This is a genomic window from Streptomyces sp. NPDC088197, from assembly GCF_044741185.1.
Lineage (GTDB): Bacteria > Actinomycetota > Actinomycetes > Streptomycetales > Streptomycetaceae > Actinacidiphila.
Genome location: NZ_JBIUSD010000002.1, coordinates 721,625 through 739,420, shown reverse-complemented (window position 1 = coordinate 739,420; position 17,796 = coordinate 721,625). Strand labels below are relative to the sequence as shown.

Here is a 17,796-nt window from a genome sequence, read left to right as displayed (position 1 = left end):
AGGAGAACCATGAGCAGCCGTCAGACCCGACCCGACCCCGACGGAACGCCCCGTGCCACCGAAGGCGGCGCGAATTCGGCTGCCTCCAGGGGCGGTTCGTCCGTGCGCCGGGCGGTCACGCTGGGTCCCGTGGCGGCCGATCCGGGCGAGGCGCTGACGCCCGCGGTGCCGCGGACCACCGGTGCGGCGGCGCCCCCGGCCCCCGACACCTCCTCGCGCCCGGGTACGTCGTCCGCTCCGGTGACAGCCGCCGCCGCGCGGCCTGAGCCCGCGGCGGGCGGTACGGCGGAGGCGGGCGGTACGTCCGAGGAGCCGACGCTGCCCGGAAAGGGATCGGCCGAGGAGACCCCGGCCCCAACCCCAACCCCTGCCCCAACCCCTGCCCCAACCGCTGCCCCGGCCCCGACCCTTGCCTCGGCCTCCGCCCCGACCACGGCCCTGACCACCGCCTCGGCCTCCGCCCCGACCACCGCCTCGGCCCCCACCACCGAAGCGGGCGAAACACCCGCCGAGACCCCCGACGCGAAGGCCACCCGCGAACTCACCCGCGAGACCGGCCCCGGAGCCGCGCTCCCGGCCGAGGGACCGCCCTCCGGCCCGTCCCGCAAGCCGCTGCTCGCCGCCGTCGGCGTGGTCGGCGTGGTCATCCTCGCGGTGCCCCTGGTGGCCTGGGCGACCAGCGGCTCCGGGCACAAGAACGACCATCTGACGACGGCGGCCAGCACCGCCGGGCGGATCACCGACCCGCCCGCGACCGTCCCGCACATCCCCCTTCCCCAGAAGTCCTCGGCGTCGCCCGCCGCCAAGCCCACGACGAAGCCCAAGGCCAGAACCAAGGCCGTGGCGCCGCGCCCGCCCGCGCCGCCGAGCCCGACGGCCCGGCCGACCGCGACACCGACGAGGAAGGCGACGACCCCGTACCTCGGCCCCGGCCCGCAGATGCCCGGCGACGACAGGACCGCCTCGGCCACGGTCCTCCGGCTGGCGGCGCGCGAACCCGGCCGCCACATCTGCTACCGGGTCTACGTGGCGACCTTCGGCTGGCAACTCGCCGTCTGCGACGGGTCCGTGGCGGGCTCCGAGGTGGACGCGCGGAGCATCAAGGCCATCCAGATCGCCGTGTCCGGCACCAAGGGCACCTCCGCCAACGCCTACTTCCAGGCGAAGGGGTGGGTGAACAAGTCGTGGGTCACCGTGGAGGACGGCGCCGATCTGACCCTCGGCGCGGCCAGGCAGGACGCGCCCAACATCTCGGGCTTCGGCATCAGCGTCGGCAGGGCGACGGGCACCGTCTGCCAGAACACGTACAGCCGCGGCGGACCGTGGGGCAGCATGGCCTGCGACACCCCGCAGACCGCCGACAACTACATCTTCGGCGGCACGCTGGACGAGACGCGCTGGCTGGACGCGGTGCGGTTCACCGTCTGACGGGCGCCGACGGGCAGGGGACGGCCGTGCGTCGGCCGTCCGCCGACGGTCCGGGTCAGCCGAGCAGCCGCCAGCGGCTGTCGTCGTCGGTGCCGCACGAGCCGATCACGAGCCGGGCGGAGGGTGCCTTCTTGTCGGTGCCCTCGACGCGCAGGCACAGATGGTTGCTCGCGTAGTTGCGTATCCACACGGTGTCCCCCCCGGCCGGGGCGAGCCACCACAGTTGGTTGTCCGCCAGCGTCCCGGTGCAGTTCGCCTCGGACAGCTCGGTCCCCGACGGCTGCGCCCCGCGCTCCGGCGGGTCGATGCACAGACCGTCCATCGTGTTGGAGAACTGCACGAGATCGGTGCCGCCGGGACCGCTCGCGGGGAGCTTGACCGTCATGTTCCAGAACTGGTTGTCCTGGTCGGTGCCGTCGCAGTGGTACTGGTCGATCTCCAGGCCCAGTTGGCCCGGTCCGTTGTAGGGGATGTCGACGCACATCCCGCTGTAGGCGTTCATGATCAGCACCTTGCGGTCGTGCGCGGTCAGCGCCCGCGGGTCCTTGCCGCCCGACCCGGCCGTCCGCTTCGGCGTCGGTGTGGTGGAAGGGGTCCTGTGCGGCTTGGGCGAGGCGGTGTGCGGGACGGGCTTCCCGGTCCGCTTCGGCACGGTCTTCGTCGGCTTCGGGGTGGGCGACGGCGACGCGGAGTGCGCGATGTTCTTGTACGCGGCGGTCCGTTGGGCCGCCAGGTCCCGCTTCTTGTCGTGCTCGTCCGCCTGGTGGCTGCGCCAGGCGCCCATGCCCAGCGTGGCGCCCGCGACGAGGGCCAGTACGGCCACGGCGCCCGCGACCCTGCTGCCCACACGCGAGTGCTCGCCGGGCTGACGGGTGTGCGTCGTCAACGCCTCGACGAACCGCGCCCGTTGCCGCCGCTTCGCCTCGTCGTGGTCACTCTCGCTCAACGCCGCTCCCCACTCGCGGAAGGTCCAACTGGCAGGGTACGCAGATGCGTTCGCGCCGCCCGCTCACGCCGGCCGGGACGGGCGCGGCTCACCGTGGCGCCGATCCGTACAGCTCGCGCTCGCGCAGCACTTCCGCCGCCGTCGCCAGCGCGGTGGACAGGCGGCGCCGGTAGGTGCTGAAGGACAGTCCCGCCCGGCTCGCGGCGGCCTGCTGGCTGCGCGGCCCGCTCAGATACGTGATCTCCAGGACGTTGCCCAACTGCCGCCGTCCCGGCTGCGCGCGCAGGTACGCCACCGTCTCGGTCAGCACCTCGCGCAGCGCCGCCGCGTCCCCGTCCGGCGCCACCAGCCGGGTGCCGAGCAGCGAGCTCTCCGCGAGCTGCCGCGCGTCCTGGAGGCTGCGGTAGGCGTGCTTGACGGCTTCGGCGAACTCCGGCCACGGCATGGCGGCCTCCGCGGTGACGGTCACCGGCGCCGGGCCCGGCGCGGGCTCGTCGGCCAGCAGCCGGACCCGCAGATCCACCGCCCACCGGTCGAAGGGCGCGCTGCGCCAGTCCTGCACGAAGGCCAGCATCCCTTCGCCGTAAGCCCCTTCGCCGTACGGTCCTTCCCCGTACGGTCCTTCGGCCGGTGCCACCCGCTGCTGCCCGTACAGGTCGAGCAGCGAGGCGAGACCCGGCCGGTCAGGGGCCGCGCAGGTCCAGCTCACCGCGAGGTTCGGTGTGGTCGCCCACAGCGTGGTCAGCGCGAAGGCCGCGGCGGCGGCGCCGCCGGTGCTCCAGCGCGCCAGCAGCAGCCGCTCGGCGCGCCGCAGCGGCCGGTGGCCGGCGGTGTACTCCAGCGCGGCACGCGCCGTCGGGTCGTCGGGCAGCCCGGTGGCCCCCGGGTCCAGGCAGGGCGCGACGAGGGCGGCGGTGACGCCGCGGCGGCCGTCCTCGGCGACGCAGAAGGCGCCCGGCTGCCGGTCCCACCACTGCCGGGCCAGAGCGGCGGCCTCGTCGCCGTGCTCCTTGCCGATCGCGGCCAGCACCTCGTCCAGATCCTCCGGGCGGGCCGTGCGCAGCCGCAGCCGGTCCGTACCGCGCCAGTCGACCGTCTCCCGCGGGAAGCGGCCGGAGCGCCCCAGATAGGCCAGGCCCGCCCCGAACGCCCAGCGGCTGCCGGTGCGGCACGCCAGTTGCTCGGCCAGATGCGCGTGCAGCCGGGTGAAGAGCCGTTCGTACGCCGACAGGTCGCGCCAGCGCAGGTCGACCAGGAGCGCCTCGCGGACCAGCTCGTGCGGGACCAGGCCCTCGGCGGTGCTGCGGACGAAGGAGAGTCCGCGCAGCCAGGCGCAGAGCTTTCCGGCCTCCGCTGACGGCACGTCGAGCGTGTGCCGCAGCAGGTCCTCGGTGGTGACCCGGGCCAGCGCCAGGACGTGCAGCGCTTCCGCCTGACCGGGCGACAGACTCTCGCGCAGCAGCAGGTGCAGCAGTTCGCCCACCAGGTCGGGGGAGTCGGCCAACTCCCAGGCGGTGCGCGGCTCCACGGAGTCCGTGGCGCGTTCGCGCGCGTCGGCGAAGAGCGCCAGGGCGAGCGGCACGCCGTGCGCGGCCCGCACGATGTCGGGGATGTCCGCCTCCGGCACGTCCCGGTTGCGCAGCAGCTTCGTGGCCTCCGCGGTGTCCATGCCGCGCAGTTCGACACTGCGCAGCGCCTGCCACCACTGCACGTCGGCCCGCCACTCGGCCGACGGGGGCCGCCGACTGCCGACCACCAGGAACAGGTGCGAGGGCATCCGCGGCAGGAACTCGTCCCGCAGCCACTGCTCCAGCGGCCCGAGGGCCTCACCGGAGTCGATGAGCAGCAACTGGGCTTCCTGCGACGGGCCTTGCGCGTCGAGGGCGGCCAGGAACGCCTCCGGTGTCGCGGCCGTGGCGCGCATGTCGACGGTGCGGACCGTCCTGCCGTGCGCCTCGGCCTCGTCGGCGAACCGGTGCAGCAGGCTGCTCTTGCCGAAGCCGCCCATGCCGTGCAGCCACACCACGAAGCAGGAGCGCCGGTCGCTGAGCATCAGGTCCCGCAGCAGCCGCAGTTCCGCGGTCCTGCCGGTGAACACCGCTCTCCTGCGGGCCGCCAGCGTGTACCCGTGGGAGTCGGCCGGCAGGGGTGTGGGGGATATGCGCATCATCTATTGATGAGTCCTCGGGAGCGGGTGCGGTTCCCCCGGGCGCCGGGACGTCCGGCCCCGCGTCGGTCGCCGGTGCCGTGGGCTCGAACGAGAAGGGTCACTCATCGCTCCCGTCGCGGATGGGGGTGGGCGCCACAGGCCGGCGCGACCGGGGCCGTCACTCGGCGGCGGGGTACTGCCTACCCTGGTGGGTCGATGTTAGACCCATCGATACACGGACGGGCGACGGCCAGAGATATATGTCCCGTTGTGCTGTTGCAGCGCATTTGCGCAGGCGAAGCGGGGTGCGGGCGCTGTCGATCTCCGCCGGGGCGGGGCGGCCTGACGTGCTTTCTGCCTAGCCGGTTGGGCCAATTCAAGCCGAAGACAAGAGGGCGCACGGGGCATGCTTGACTGCCTCCCGCGTGGATAAGGTGGTTTGGCTGAGATGCGCAACGGGGAAGGCCGGGCACCTGGTGGACAGCGACGTGCAGGTGAGTCGTCACTCGGACGTACCCATCTACCGGCAGATCGTGACCCAGGTGTCGTTCATGATCGAGACCGGCGATCTCGCGGTCGGCCAGACCCTTCCCAGCGCCCGGCTGCTGGCCGACAACCTCCAGATTAACCGCAACACGGTGGCCCGCGCGTACGCGGAGTTGAGCGAGCTGGGCCTGGTCGAGAGCCGGGGCCGCAGCGGGACGACCGTGGTCGGTACGGGCCTGGCGCGTACGAGTTCGCCCGCCAGGGACCGGGCGTGGGCGGTACTGGACGCGGCGGCCAGGGAGTGCGTCGCGCTCGGCCTGTCCGCCGTCGAGATCCAGTCACTCGTGACGAGCCTCGCCCTGCGCGCCGAGGACGACGTCCTCAAGGTCGCGTTCGTGGAGTGCAACGCCGACCGGGCAGGCTACTTCGCGAGCGAACTCGGCCTGCACCTCGGTCTCAAGGTCAAGCCCCTGGTGCTCGGGGACTTCTCGCCCGAGGAGGAGCACGACGACCTCGCCCTCACCACGTTCTTCCATCTGGCCGAGGTGCGGCGGCTGTGGCGCGGGGAGCCGACCGAGGTGGTCGCCATCGTCGCCGCGCCGCATGTGCAGACGCTGGTGCGGATCGCCTCCGCCGCCAGGAGCGGCACGGTGGGCATCTGTTACTCCACCTACGGCCAGGCCGTCAGCATCCGGGACTCCCTGACGCAGTCCGGGATCAGCAATGTCAGGGTGCTGCACGGGGACGAGGGGGAGGACGTCGGGGACCTCGACCTCGTCGTGATCCCCAGCGACATGCCGCAGTTGAAGGCGCGCTTCGAGGAGCGGGTCGAGGTGGTCGAGTTCGGCAATGTGCTGGACGCCGCGTCCGTCCGGATGGTGACGCAGGTCGTCGGCGACATGCAGGCGGCCAAGCTGGCCGCCAAACGGGCCGCCGCCTCCGCCGCGCGCGGCTGACGTATCCGCCGCGCGTGGGGAGGCCCGGTGCTCCCCCGCGGAGAGGGAGGGCTGGGGAGCACCGGGCGTGAGGGGTGGGGTTACCCGAGGCGCCGGGTCACCCGAGGCGCCGGGTCACCTGTGGAGCGGGGCCACTTGGGGGTCCGGGTCACCGGTGGTGCGCGGCGAGACCCTGGTGAACGGCGTTGATCAGCTCGCCGTCCGCCGTGTCGCCGTCCAGGGACCAGACCATCGCGCCGCCCAGGTGGGCCCGCTTGATGTAGGCGGTCTTCTGGGCGATGACCTGCGGGTCGTCGTAGGTCCAGAAGTTGGTGCCGTCGTAGAGCCAGGCGAAGCCGTTCCGCACGTCCCGGTGGACGGTGTAAGTGCCGGAGGAGGCAAGGGCCTTGAGGGCGTGGTAGTCCTCGTTGCCCGCCTGCCAGGTGGCGGGGGCGGGGCCGGTGGACGGCTGGAAGAGGCCCGCGGTGCCGCCGTCGGGGACGCCGGTCCAGCCCTGGCCGTAGAAGGGCACGCCGAGGACGAGCTGCCGGGCGGGCGCGCCGCGCTTGAGCCAGTCGCCGACCGCCTGGGTGTCGCTGAAGTCGTGCGGGACGGGCGAGTTGCGCGGGGCCTTGAGCGCGGACTGCTGGTTGGTGGTGGCCTCGTAGGGGCCGTGGAAGTCGTAGCCCTGGACGGTGCCGAAGTCGAGGTACTTGAAGATCTTCCTGACCTCGAAGCCCGCGTCGATCTTGGCCGGTGCGGCGGGCAGGAAGGCGCTCAGGTCGTAGTGCTTGTGCGCCTTGCGGCCCAACGCGTCGAGCTGGCCGCGGAATTCGGCCGCGAGCGAGGTGAAGTTCCGCTTGTCCTCGGGTCGGTAGACGGTGTCGACGTCACCGGAGGAGCCGGGCCACTCCCAGTCGATGTCCACGCCGTCGAAGAGCCCGGCGGCCGAACCGGGGCCGCCCTTGCCGTCGAGCAGCGGCAGATTGCCCTTGACGAAGATGTCCAGGCAGGACGCGACGAGCGCCTTGCGCGAGGCGGCGGTGCGGGCCGCGTCGGAGAAGTGCGTCGACCAGCCCCAGCCGCCGATCGAGATCATCACCTTCAACTTCGGGTTGGCGGCCTTCAGTTCGCGGAGCTGGTTGAAGTTGCCCGCCAGCGGCTGCTCGGCGGTGTCCGCGGTGCCGTCGACCGAGGAGGCGGCGTCGAGCGGGCGCTGGTAGTCGGCCCAGGCGTCGCCCTCGCCGGCCACGTTGGCCTCGAAGCACTTGCCGTCGGCGCCGATGTTGGCGAACGCGTAGTTGAGGTGGGTGAGTTTGGCCGCGGTGCCCGAGGTCTGGACGTTCTTCACCTGGTAGTCGCGTCCGTAGACGCCCCACTGGGTGAAGTAGCCGACGCTCTTGTACGACGAGGCGGAGGAGCCGTGGTCGTCACGGCCGTGCGCCTGGGCGGCGGAGCCGCCCGTGACGGCGGGGAGGACGGCGACCAGGGAGAGGGTGGCTGCGGTTGCGGCCATACGGCCGAGAATTCTTCGACGCATGCGCGTGAAGGTATTGGTCTGGACCAATAAGGGTCAAGGGGGACGGCACAACCCGTTCACAACCCGTCGGCGCAGAACCGTAGGATCCCCCAGTGGACATACCGCCGCCGCCCCCGCCTCCGCCGTCCTCCGACGACGCGCCCCCGTCCCAGCCGCCGCACGACGCCCCCGCTTCGCCGTACGCCGGGCTGCCCTCGTATCCGCAGAAGCCGTACGACCACCAGGGCGGACCGCCGTACAGCGGTCCGGGACAGCCGACGTACGGCGGCCCGTCATCGGGCGGGCCCGGCCCCTACGGCTCCGTGCCTCCGCCCTACAGCGGACAGCGGCCCCCCGGCTCCGCGCCGCCCTACGGCGGGCAGGCCCCGTATCCCGGCCAGGCCCCGTATTCCGGGCAGCCTCCCTACGGCGGCCAGGGTCCGCACGGCGCTCAGGCCCCGTACGGCGGCCAGGCCCCCTACGGCGGGAATCCGTACGGCGGGCAGAATCCGTACGGTCCCCAGCCGTATCCCGGCTATCCGCAGACCGCCGGCTGGTACAACCCGCAGGCGAACACCAACGGCATGGCCATCGCCTCGCTCGTGGTGGGCTTCACCTGCATCCCCGTCCTCGGGGTGATCTTCGGCCTGGTCGCGCTCAGTCAGATCAAGAAGCGCGGCGAGCGCGGCAAGGGCCTGGCCGTCGCGGGCCTGATCCTCAACGGCGTCGCCACGGTGCTTCTCGCGGTCTTCATCGCGCTCGGCGTGGCGGGCGCCTTCGACGACGGCAACACCCGCGTCGACCGGATCAGGGTCGGCCAGTGCTTCAACACGGTCGACAGTTCGCTGGGCGACTACGGCGGCGACGGCGCGCGCTCCACCACCGTGGACGTCGTCGACTGCTCCGAGGAGCACGACGCGGAGGCGTACGCGATCTTCACCGTCGACGCGGCGGACGACGGCGGCTACCCCGGAACGGATCGCATCTCGGCCGTCGCGGAGTCGAAGTGCGCCTCTTACGCGGACGACTACGCGGACGGCACGCCCTGGGAGAAGAGCGCCGACGTCTACTACTACATGCCGCCGGCGGACGGCTGGCGCCGCGGCGACCACAAGGTGACCTGCTTCTTCGGCGCCACGCACGGCTCGATGACCGGCTCGGTGAAGGACGGAGGCACCAACTCCGGATTCGGAGTGTGATGCTCGGGGGAGGGCTTGCGGACGGGCACCGACGGTTGTCAAGCTGTCGCAGACAGTCAACCCCTTGGGAGGGGCACGTGCCTTTCGGTGAGCAGCCCGCCTACCTTCGCGTCGCCGAGGATCTGCGGCGCAAGATCCTCGACGGGACGCTCCCGCCGCACGCGCGGCTGCCCTCGCAGGCCAGGATCCGTACCGAGTACGGGGTCTCGGACACCGTCGCGCTCGAAGCGCGCAAGGTGCTGATGGCCGAGGGCTTCGTGGAGGGCAGGTCCGGCTCCGGCACGTACGTACGGGAGCGGCCGAGGCCGCGGCGCATCGTCCGCAGCGGCTACCGGCCCGCCGGGACGGCCAGCCCGTTCCGGCAGGAGCAGGGGGACGAGGGGTGCAAGGGCACCTGGGAGTCGCGCAGCGTCCAGGACCACGCCTCGCCCGCCGTCGCCGAGCGGCTGCGGATCGAGCCCGGCGACCGGGTGATGCGCACCCACTACCTCTTCCGCACCGAGGGTGAGCCCTCGATGCTCTCCACCTCCTGGGAGCCGCTGGCGCTGACCGCCCGCACACCGGTGCTGCTGCCGGAGGAAGGGCCGGTCGGCGGCCAGGGCGTCGTGGAGCGGATGGCGGCGATCGACCTGGTGGTCGACCACATGGCCGAGGAGGTCGGCGCCCGGCCGGGGCTCGCGGAGGAGACGGCGGCGCTCGGCGGAGTGCCGGGGCACATCGTCATCGAGATCCAGCGCACGTACTACTGCTCGGGGCAGCCGGTGGAGACCGCGGACGTCATCATCCCGGCGGAGCGGTACCGGGCCGTCTACCACCTGCCGGTACGCTGACCCGCCGTCAACTCCCTTACGGAGCCTGGCGGTACGGATGGTCCGGGCGGTACGGGCGCCGGTGCCCACTCCGGCGTGCGCCCGGCGTGACCGCCGGGGGCGTCGGACACGTGTGACCTACAGTCAACTTCTGGTCGAACACCTGGCCGGAACGGTACCTCTTCGTGTCATTCCGTGCCCGCGCCGTGAACCTCGGGCGTAGGGTCGGGCATATGCGCATCGCCGTTTCCTCGGACATGGATGAACCGGTGGCCAGGCAGGTCGTCGACGAGCTTCGTCACCGTGGTCACACGGTGCTCGCCTACGGCGCACTGCGCCCCGGAGACCGCAAGGACTGGGCCTGGAGCGCGGAGGCGGCGGCCCGCGCGGTGGCCGAGGGCGCGGCCGACCAGGCGGTGTTCTGCTGCTGGACCGGCACCGGCGCGTCCATCGCCGCGAACAAACTCCCGGGCGTCCGGGCCGCGTTGTGCGCCGACGCGTACACCGCGCGGGGTGCCCGCCGGTGGAACGACGCCAACGCGCTGGCGCTGAGCCTGCGTTCGGTGTCCGGCGCCGTACTCGCCGAGATCCTGGACGCCTGGTTCGACAGCGCCGCGAGCGACGCGGCGGACGACCGGGACAATGTCGCGCACCTGGCGGACCTGGAAGCCGGTTCCGCTGCCGCGACCTCGCCTGAGGGGGCCTGAGCTGATGACGACCGACCTCGTATGGCTCCTCATACGGCAGGACGAGAGCGGCAACCGGTACCGGGTCGGGCGCTACGCCACCCGCGCCGAGGCCGAGCGCGTCGCGGCCACGCTGAACGGCCCCGGCCTCAACCGGGACCAGCAGCAACGGCGTTACGTGATCGAGCGGTTGACGCCGCGCGCCGTGCAGTCCTCGTAACGGGTTCGCGCCGCGCGCTGTGCAGTCCTCGTAACGGGTTTCCGCCGCGCGCTGTGCGGGTCGCGGGTCTCCGTCTTACGTATCCTGCGTCGCATGACCGAACGTGTGGTGGTGGGCGGGGCCGTGCTCGACGCCGGACGGCTGCTGGCCGCGCGGCGGACCGCGCCGCCCGCGCTGGCGGGACGCTGGGAACTGCCGGGCGGCAAGGTCGAGGCGGGGGAGAGCCCGCCGGACGCGCTCGTGCGCGAGCTGCGCGAGGAGCTGGGCGTCACGGTGGAGCCCCTTCAACGCGTCCCCGGCGCCTGGCCGTTGGCCAACGGCCTCACCCTGCACGTCTGGACCGCCCGCCTGGTGAGCGGCACGCCCCGCCCCCTCCAGGACCACGACGAGCTGCGCTGGCTGCTCCCCGCGCAGACCTCCGACGTCGACTGGCTCGACCAGGACCGCCCGGCGGTCGAGTGGGCGACACGCCTTCTGGTCGGCTGACGGCCTGAGGGTAGGGTTTTTCGGTGTCCGCGACCGAGACGGGGGATTCGATGCTGGTGCAGGTGGAACGCGACGGTGTGGTGCTGGTGCTCGGCCACCGGGTGGGCGAGGGCAGGCCGCTGCTGATCGTTCCCGGGGTCATGGCCGACGCCGTGTCGTGGCAGCCGGTGGTGGACGCGCTTCCGGCCGGCCGGCCGGTGTACGTACTGAACCGGCGCGGCCGACGGCCCAGCGGTGAGCTGGGTGACGGATACGGGGTCGGCACCGAGGTCGCGGATCTGCGGCGGGTGCTCGACGAGGTGGCCGGGCGGCACGGCGGCGACGGCGGGGTGGACCTCTTCGGCTGGAGCTACGGCGGCCTGATCGCACTGGAGGCCGCGACGCGGCACTCCGGCGTGCGTTCCCTGACCCTCTACGAGCCGGTGGTGCGGCCCTTCGGCGCGCAGGTGCTGGACTCGCTGCGCGCGGCCGACGCTGCCGGTGACCTGGACCGGGCCGTGGAGATCGTCAACCGGGACGTGTCCGGATTCTCCGCCGAGTACGTCGCGGAGCTGCGCCGGAGCCCGGCCTGGCAGGTGCTGCGGCCTCTCGCCGCGCCGCTCGGGCGCGAACTGACCGCCCTGAACGAGCACCACGCCGACCTGGCCGCCTACGGGAAGCTCGACATGCCCGTCACCCTGCTGATCGGCGGCGACAACGACGGCGCCGGGCCCTACTGGGAGCCCTTCGCCCGCATCGCGGGCGCCATGCCCCGCGCCCGCGTCCACGTCATTCCGGGCCAGGGCCACCTCGCCCACGTCCAGGGCCCGGCCGCCCTGGCCGCCGCCCTCACCCAAGCCCTAGCCCCAGCCTGACGGCCCCGCCCGCCCCCTGTCCGCCCTCGCCGCACCTGCCCCGGCGCGGACCCCGCCGCGTCCGGGGCTTTCCGTGCCACCGACCCCGACCCCTGGTCGCATCTGGCGCCTGCGCCTGGCCAACCCGGCCACCCTCGGCCTCCAGCCGGCCCCGGCCGACTCCCGACCTCGGGCTCCCGTCGCTAGCGCCGCTCCAGGCGCTTCCCGCGCCGCTGGCTTCGCCCCCGCCGCGCCTGGCGCTCCCGGCTCCGGCCGACCCCGGACCCCGGTCGCCTCCAGCGCCCGCGCCGCGCCGCCCGCTCCCCGCTGGCCCCGGCCTCACGGTCGCCCCCGGCTGGCCCCGGCCTCATGGTCGCCCCCGGCTGACCCCGGCCGCTACGCCGTCTCCCCGTGGCCCGCGCGGTATCGGGGTGTTTGGGGGAATATCGGGTAAGAGGGATAATTCCCACTGACAGTGGCCGGGGCGGAACCGGCCCGACCCGGTCGGGGGTGACGCATGAGCGCCAGCGGCGGCGATGGCCCTGAGGCGTCCCCGAACCGCGCCCCGGACCCCGCCGCAGGCGGTCCCGAGGAAGGCGGCCCGGACCCCGCCGGTGGCGGTCCCGCTGAGGTCAGCCCAGCCCCCGCCGCAGGCGGACAAGCTCCCGCCGCAGGCGGACAGGTCGCCGCAGGGGAGAGCCACCCGGCGGGGGAGAGCCACCGGGCCGGGGAGGGGGAGCCGGGGGTGGGGCGGCCGCATCGGCATCATCATCCGGATATGGATCCCGATCCGGAGTCGTGGGGTGAGGGGCGGGGAAAGAGCACGGGGACGCTGCTCGACACGCTGCGGGTGGCGGTCGTCATGCTGGACACGTCGGGGCGGGTGCTGCTGTGGAGCCCCCTGGCACAGGAAGTGCTGGGCTGGGCGGGGGAGCACATCGTGGGCCGCCGGGTGGGCGGGCTGTTCGGGCCGCCCGAGAGCCCGCCGGGACAGTCCCCGCGGCGCGGGCCGGACGAGATCCCGCGGATGCCGGACCCCAGCCCCGCCGAGCAGATCCTCGCCGACCTGCTGCGAGGGGGCCGCTGGGACGGCATCCTCTCGCTGCGGCACCGCGACGGCCACACCGTCCAGGTGGAGACCCGCGCCTCGCTGCTGGTCGACGGCGACGGCCGCCCCTTCGTCCTGGCCTCGATGGTCGAGACGAGCCGCCTGCGGACGCTGGAGCACGACCTCGCCGCCCTCGACTCGCTCTTCGACTCCTCACCCCTCGGCGTCGCCATCTTCGACCGCGACCTGCGCTACGTACGGCTCAACGAGGCGCTGGCGGCGATGAACGGCAGGCCCGTCGCCGACCACATCGGCCACACGGTGCAGGAGGTGCTGGACGAGCGCTCGGCCGCCGACCTCACCGCGCTCCAGCGGGACGTCCTGGCCACCGGGCGGCCGGTGATCGACCTGGTCACGTACGCGCCGCACGGCCGCGGCCACCGCTCGCTGTCGTACCACCGGCTGGTCGACCGGGCCGGGCGGGTGCTGGGGATCAGCGCCACCGTCATCGACGTGACCGAGCGCGTGCAGGCCGCCGCGAAGGTCGAGCGGGCCCGGCGGCGGCTGGCGCTGCTCAACGACGTGGGCACCCGGATCGCGAACGTGCTGGACGTCCGCCGGTGCGCCGAGGCGCTGGCCGCCGCCGTCGTGCCGACCTTCAGCGACTACTCCGGGGTGATCCTGCACGCCGAGGTCGCCGACGGCGGCGAGCTGCCGACCGCGCCGTACGGCGACAACACCCCGATGCGGCAGCTCGGCACGGGCGCGGTGCGCTGGGGGCCCGAGGTCGAGCGGATGATCCTGACCGGCCAGCCGATCCGCTTCACCCGCAAGTCGATCTTCGGCACGGTGCTGACCACCGGGCAGCCCAGGATGGTGAGTTCGGAGGAGGAGCTGCTGGCCACCACCTTCCCCGGCGACCCGAAGGTGCGCGCGGCCATCGCGCTCGGCGTCCACTCGCTGCTCGTGCTGCCGCTGCGGGCCCGCGGCGTCGTCCTCGGCCTGCTGGTGGTCAGCAGGGCGCGCGAGCGCGAGCCGTTCGACCACGACGACCTGGCCCTCGCGATGGAACTGGCCAACCGCGCGGGCGCCGCCCTGGACAACGCCCGGCTCTACGTCCGCGAGCGCGAGGGCGCCCTGATGCTCCAGCGCAGCCTGCTCCCGCAGAGCGTCGTGGAACCGCCCGGCGTCGGCGTCGCCTTCCGGTACGTGCCCGGAAGCAGCGGCGCGGAGGTCGGCGGCGACTGGTTCGACGTGATCCCGCTGGCCGGGGGCCGGGTCGCCTTCGTCGTCGGCGACGTGATGGGCCACGGCCTGGGCGCGGCGGCCACCATGGGCCGGCTCCGTACCGCCGTACGGACGCTCGCCGGGCTCGACATGCCGCCGGACGAGCTGCTGCGCCGGGTCAACGAGCTGGGCGACGACCTCGCGCAGGGCCAGGCCGAGGGCTGGATGGCCACCGCCGTCTACGCCGTCTACGACCCCTCGACGCGCCGGATCGCCATCGCGCAGGCGGGCCACCTGCCGCCGGTCCTGGTCGAACCCGTCACGCGGGCGCCGGGCGGCGAGGAACCCGGCGCCCACCCGGACGAGTGCCAGGCCCGGCTGGTCGAGCTGCCCTCCGGCGTCCCCCTGGGCGTCGGCGGCGTCCGCTTCGAGACCACGGAGCTGGCGGTCGCCGACGGCGCGGTCCTCGTGCTCTACACCGACGGCCTGGTGGAGACCCGCGGCCAGGACATCGGCGAGGGCCTGGAACGGCTGCGCCAGACGCTGTGCCGCCCGCTGCCCTCACTGGAGGACTCCTGCGACGACGTGCTCGCCATCATGCAGCCGGGCCGCGAGCCCGACGACGTGGCGCTGCTGATGGCCAGGCTCGGCGGGCTGCCCGCCGGATCCACCGCCTCCTGGACGTTCCCCGCCGAGCCCAGCGCCGTCCGGCTGGCGCGCCGCCGGGTCCGTGACACCCTGGTCGAATGGGGTCTCGTGCAGCTCACCGACGTCACGATGCTGCTGGTCAGCGAGCTGGTCACCAATTCGCTGCGGTACGCGCACGGACCGATCGGTGTACGGATGGTGCGCGGCGGCTCGCTGCTGGTGGAGGTCTCCGACCCGCTGCCGGACCCGCCGCGCGAGCGGATCGCCACCCTGGAGGACGAGGGCGGCCGTGGTCTGCAACTGGTCGCACGGGCCTCACGGCGCTGGGGAACGCGTCACGGACCGTTCGGAAAGACCGTCTGGTTCGAACTGGCTCTGCCGTGACGCGCGCGATGATTCACGGGAGCTGTGCCGGGTATGCCGAAGACGCGGGAGCGAGGGGTGTGACCGCGCTGTCCCGGGGACGGTCCCCGTACCCCAGGAGCCGAGATGATGCTGTGATCGACAAGACCGTGTGCTGGACGGTCCTCATGCTGAATACTCGGCTCCAACCGGTCCATGTGTGCTGAGCTGGAGGGGTCGGGCGAGTGAGCGACATGCCAGCGAGGGCGGTACCGCCCCGAGACGACACGGACGCGGTCGACGCGGTCTGGCAGTCGAGTCCGCCCGGTTCGCTCTACGACTACATACGCGTGGCGTCGTTCTCGCTCGACGGTGACGGCCGGATCGACCAGTGGAGCGCGCGGGCCGCGCAGTTCTTCGGCGTACCGGCAGAACGCGCGCTCGGCCGCGACCCGGTGAACGCCTTCGCGCCCGAGCACGTACGCGAGCGCGCGCACGAGCGCCTCGCGGAGATCCTCGACGGCCACGAGTGGACCGGACTCGTGCCGTACCGGGACGCCTCCGGCGGCCAGGGCCTGGCCGAGGTCTACGTGATGCCCGCCGACCACGGCGCGCTGTGCATCGCGGTCGACGTCGCCACGCTGCGCCAGATCGAGACCGATCTGGCCGCCTCCCAGGCGGTGTTCGGGCAGTCGCCGATGGGCTTCGTGCTCTTCGACACCAGCCTGCGGCTGATCCGGGTCAACGAGCGCTTCGCGACCGTCTTCGGCCGTGAGGCCGAGGAGAACCACGGCCGCGGCCCGCACGACTTCCTCTCCCGCGTCGAGGCCGACCGGCTCAGCGCCGCGCTGCGCCAGGTGCTGGAGACCGGCGAGCCCGTTCTGGACATGCCGCTGGTCGGCACCGTGCCCGGCGATCCGGGGCGGCGGCGCTGGTCGATGTCGCTGTACCGGCTGCACAGCGGCACCGGGCGGCCGATCGGCGTCGCGGGACTCGCGATGGACGTCACCGGACGTCAGCGAGCCGAGCGCGAGGCCGCGCACGCCCGCCGCAATCTCGCGCTGCTCAACGAGGCGGGCGCCCGTATCGGCACCTCGCTCGACCTGGAGACCACCGCGCGCGAACTGCTGGACGTCGCCGTCCCGCACTTCTGCGACATCGCCTCCGTCGACCTCTACCAGGCCCTGCTGTCCGGCGCCGAGGATCTGACCGGCACCACCGACGGCAGCGGGGACGTGCGCCGGGTGGCGTTCGCCAGTTCCGTGTCGGACGCGCCGATAGCGATGGCCGGGGACGACGACGATGTGGCGGACGGCCCGGTCGCGGTCGGCGCCGTGCACCGCTACCGCTTCAGCTCCGCCAGCGCGCGGGCGCTGCGCACCGCGCAGCCGCAGGTGATCGACGGCGATGGGGGGCCCGACCTCGGCGGCACCCTGGTGCAGTCCACGCTCGTGGTGCCGATGGTCGCCCGCGACACCGTACTGGGGCTGGTGCAGTTCTCCCGTGCCAAGGGCAGCGAGCCGTTCGTGGACCGCGACCGGATGCTCGCCGAGGAACTGGCCGCCCGCGCCGCGGTGTTCATCGACAACGCCCGGCTCTACCGGCGCGAGCACGAGCGCGCGCTGATCCTCCAGCGCAGCCTGCTGCCCCCCGACGACCCCGAGGCCGCGGGCCTCGACATCGCCTGCCGCTATCTGCCGGGCAGCATGGAGACCGAGGTCGGCGGCGACTGGTTCGACGTCATCGAACTGCCGGGCCACCGCACCGCGTTGGTGGTCGGCGACGTGATGGGCCGCGGCCTGCGCGCCGCCGTCGCGATGGGCGAACTGCGCACCGCCGTACGGACCCTGGCCGCGCTCGACCTCGAACCCGCCGAAGTGCTGGGCGCGTTGGACGAAGTGGCCAACGGCCTCGGCTCCCCGAACCAGGGCCGCACCCGCCGGGCCAAGGACCGCGGCGGCGCCGACCTGTCCGAGGTCTACCTGGCCACCTGTATCTACGTGGTCTACGACGCGGTCACCCGGCGCTGCACGATCGCCAACGCGGGCCATCTGCCGCCGGTCGTCGTGGAGTCGGGCGAGTCGCCGCTGCTGCTCGAAGTGCCCAGGGGAGTGCCGCTGGGCGTCGGCGGCGAGCCGTTCGAGGAGATCGAGGTCGAGCTGAACGAGGGCGCGCTGCTCGCCCTGTACACCGACGGTCTCGTGGAGTCCCGCAACCACCCGCTGGACGAGGGCCTCGACGCCTTCCGGGACTCGCTGGCCGGGCCGCCGAGACCCCTTGAGGACATCTGCGACCACGTGCTGGCCACCCTGGACACCGCGCACGGCGAGGACGACATCGCCCTGCTGATGGCCAGAATCCGCGGTCTGCCCGCGGAGCAGGTCGGCGACTGGACGCTGGAACCGCGCCCCACGTCGGTGGCCAGGGCCCGCGAGCTGGCCCGCGAGCAACTGCTGAGCTGGGGGCTCGGCGACCTGGTCGACACCACGGAACTGCTGGTCAGCGAGCTGGTCACCAACGCGCTGCGGCACGGCTACGGCGACATACGACTGCGGCTGCTGCTGGACCGCACCCTGGTGTGCGAGGTGTGGGACAGCGCCCTGGTGCAGCCGCGCCGCCGCCGCGCCCGTGACACCGACGAGGGCGGGCGCGGCCTGCAACTGGTCACCATGCTCAGCGAGAGCTGGGGCAGCCGCCGTACCCACCGCGGCAAGACCGTCTGGTTCGAACTCGCCCTGCCCGGCGAGCAGTCCCACTCCAGCGGTCCTTCGGTGGACGAACTGCTGAGCATGTTCTAGCGCCTGCCGCGCGCGGCAGGCGGACGGCCCTCGGCGG

The 17,796-nt window shown here is 73.3% G+C and carries 13 protein-coding genes; 10 read left to right on the top strand and 3 right to left on the bottom strand.

Annotation, left to right across the window (positions count from 1 at the left end):
* Nucleotides 1-9 precede the first annotated feature (9 nt).
* Nucleotides 10-1,428 (top strand): hypothetical protein, encoded by a 1,419-nt coding sequence (locus ACIOC1_RS07950; protein ID WP_401852608.1) that lies wholly within the window; start codon nt 10-12, stop codon nt 1,426-1,428.
* A 55-nt stretch (nt 1,429-1,483) separates the two neighbouring features.
* Here ACIOC1_RS07950 and ACIOC1_RS07945 read toward each other — a convergent pair whose 3' ends face one another.
* A complete protein-coding gene (locus ACIOC1_RS07945) occupies nt 1,484-2,374 on the bottom strand; it encodes an RICIN domain-containing protein (RefSeq protein ID WP_401852606.1) in 891 nt (296 codons plus the stop codon).
* An 88-nt stretch (nt 2,375-2,462) separates the two neighbouring features.
* Nucleotides 2,463-4,544 carry a hypothetical protein gene (locus ACIOC1_RS07940; protein ID WP_401852603.1) on the bottom strand — a complete coding sequence of 694 codons (2,082 nt, stop codon included), beginning with the start codon at nt 4,542-4,544 and terminating at the stop codon, nt 2,463-2,465.
* 467 nt (nt 4,545-5,011) lie between these two features.
* Here ACIOC1_RS07940 and ACIOC1_RS07935 point away from each other — a divergent pair, with 467 nt between their 5' ends.
* Nucleotides 5,012-5,965: a GntR family transcriptional regulator gene (locus ACIOC1_RS07935; protein ID WP_391049246.1), complete on the top strand. Its 954-nt coding sequence runs from the start codon at nt 5,012-5,014 to the stop codon at nt 5,963-5,965.
* A gap of 148 nt (nt 5,966-6,113) precedes the next feature.
* Here the strand turns inward: ACIOC1_RS07935 and ACIOC1_RS07930 are convergent, their stop codons facing one another.
* A complete protein-coding gene (locus tag ACIOC1_RS07930; RefSeq protein WP_401852601.1) occupies nt 6,114-7,484 on the bottom strand; it encodes a glycoside hydrolase family 18 protein in 1,371 nt (456 codons plus the stop codon).
* A 92-nt stretch (nt 7,485-7,576) separates the two neighbouring features.
* Here ACIOC1_RS07930 and ACIOC1_RS07925 point away from each other — a divergent pair, with 92 nt between their 5' ends.
* The 8 genes from ACIOC1_RS07925 (at nt 7,577) to ACIOC1_RS07890 (ending at nt 17,759) form a co-directional block, all read left to right on the top strand.
* Complete coding sequence (locus tag ACIOC1_RS07925; protein WP_401852599.1) at nt 7,577-8,662, top strand: DUF4190 domain-containing protein; 1,086 nt, start codon at nt 7,577-7,579, stop codon at nt 8,660-8,662.
* Nucleotides 8,663-8,739: 77 nt separating this feature from the next.
* On the top strand, nt 8,740-9,492 hold the full coding sequence (locus ACIOC1_RS07920) for a GntR family transcriptional regulator (RefSeq protein ID WP_355348321.1): 753 nt from the start codon (nt 8,740-8,742) through the stop codon (nt 9,490-9,492).
* Nucleotides 9,493-9,704: 212 nt separating this feature from the next.
* On the top strand, nt 9,705-10,178 hold the full coding sequence (locus tag ACIOC1_RS07915; RefSeq protein ID WP_401852597.1) for an RpiB/LacA/LacB family sugar-phosphate isomerase: 474 nt from the start codon (nt 9,705-9,707) through the stop codon (nt 10,176-10,178).
* Nucleotides 10,179-10,182: 4 nt separating this feature from the next.
* Complete coding sequence (locus tag ACIOC1_RS07910) at nt 10,183-10,377, top strand: SPOR domain-containing protein (RefSeq protein WP_355348316.1); 195 nt, start codon at nt 10,183-10,185, stop codon at nt 10,375-10,377.
* A 93-nt stretch (nt 10,378-10,470) separates the two neighbouring features.
* Nucleotides 10,471-10,863, top strand: a complete 393-nt coding sequence (locus ACIOC1_RS07905; protein ID WP_355348313.1) for a (deoxy)nucleoside triphosphate pyrophosphohydrolase — start codon at nt 10,471-10,473, stop codon at nt 10,861-10,863.
* Between the two features lie 23 nt (nt 10,864-10,886).
* Nucleotides 10,887-11,717 (top strand): alpha/beta fold hydrolase, encoded by an 831-nt coding sequence (locus ACIOC1_RS07900; protein WP_401852595.1) that lies wholly within the window; start codon nt 10,887-10,889, stop codon nt 11,715-11,717.
* A gap of 757 nt (nt 11,718-12,474) precedes the next feature.
* Nucleotides 12,475-15,003 (top strand): SpoIIE family protein phosphatase, encoded by a 2,529-nt coding sequence (locus ACIOC1_RS07895; protein WP_401852592.1) that lies wholly within the window; start codon nt 12,475-12,477, stop codon nt 15,001-15,003.
* A 212-nt stretch (nt 15,004-15,215) separates the two neighbouring features.
* The gene (locus ACIOC1_RS07890; protein ID WP_391161743.1) at nt 15,216-17,759 is read left to right on the top strand and encodes a SpoIIE family protein phosphatase; all 2,544 of its coding nucleotides are present in this window, start codon (nt 15,216-15,218) and stop codon (nt 17,757-17,759) included.
* Nucleotides 17,760-17,796: the final 37 nt, after the last annotated feature.

What these genes read in the sequence shown, in the direction of transcription:
- ACIOC1_RS07930 (WP_401852601.1), bottom strand. Translation starts at nt 7,484, where the DNA reads ATGCGTCGAAGAATTCTCGGCCGTATGGCCGCAACCGCAGCCACCCTC.
- ACIOC1_RS07905 (WP_355348313.1), top strand. Translation starts at nt 10,471, where the DNA reads ATGACCGAACGTGTGGTGGTGGGCGGGGCCGTGCTCGACGCCGGACGG.
- ACIOC1_RS07910 (WP_355348316.1), top strand. Translation starts at nt 10,183, where the DNA reads ATGACGACCGACCTCGTATGGCTCCTCATACGGCAGGACGAGAGCGGC.
- ACIOC1_RS07890 (WP_391161743.1), top strand. Translation starts at nt 15,216, where the DNA reads ATGCCAGCGAGGGCGGTACCGCCCCGAGACGACACGGACGCGGTCGAC.
- ACIOC1_RS07950 (WP_401852608.1), top strand. Translation starts at nt 10, where the DNA reads ATGAGCAGCCGTCAGACCCGACCCGACCCCGACGGAACGCCCCGTGCC.
- ACIOC1_RS07940 (WP_401852603.1), bottom strand. Translation starts at nt 4,544, where the DNA reads ATGATGCGCATATCCCCCACACCCCTGCCGGCCGACTCCCACGGGTAC.
- ACIOC1_RS07895 (WP_401852592.1), top strand. Translation starts at nt 12,475, where the DNA reads ATGGATCCCGATCCGGAGTCGTGGGGTGAGGGGCGGGGAAAGAGCACG.
- ACIOC1_RS07915 (WP_401852597.1), top strand. Translation starts at nt 9,705, where the DNA reads ATGCGCATCGCCGTTTCCTCGGACATGGATGAACCGGTGGCCAGGCAG.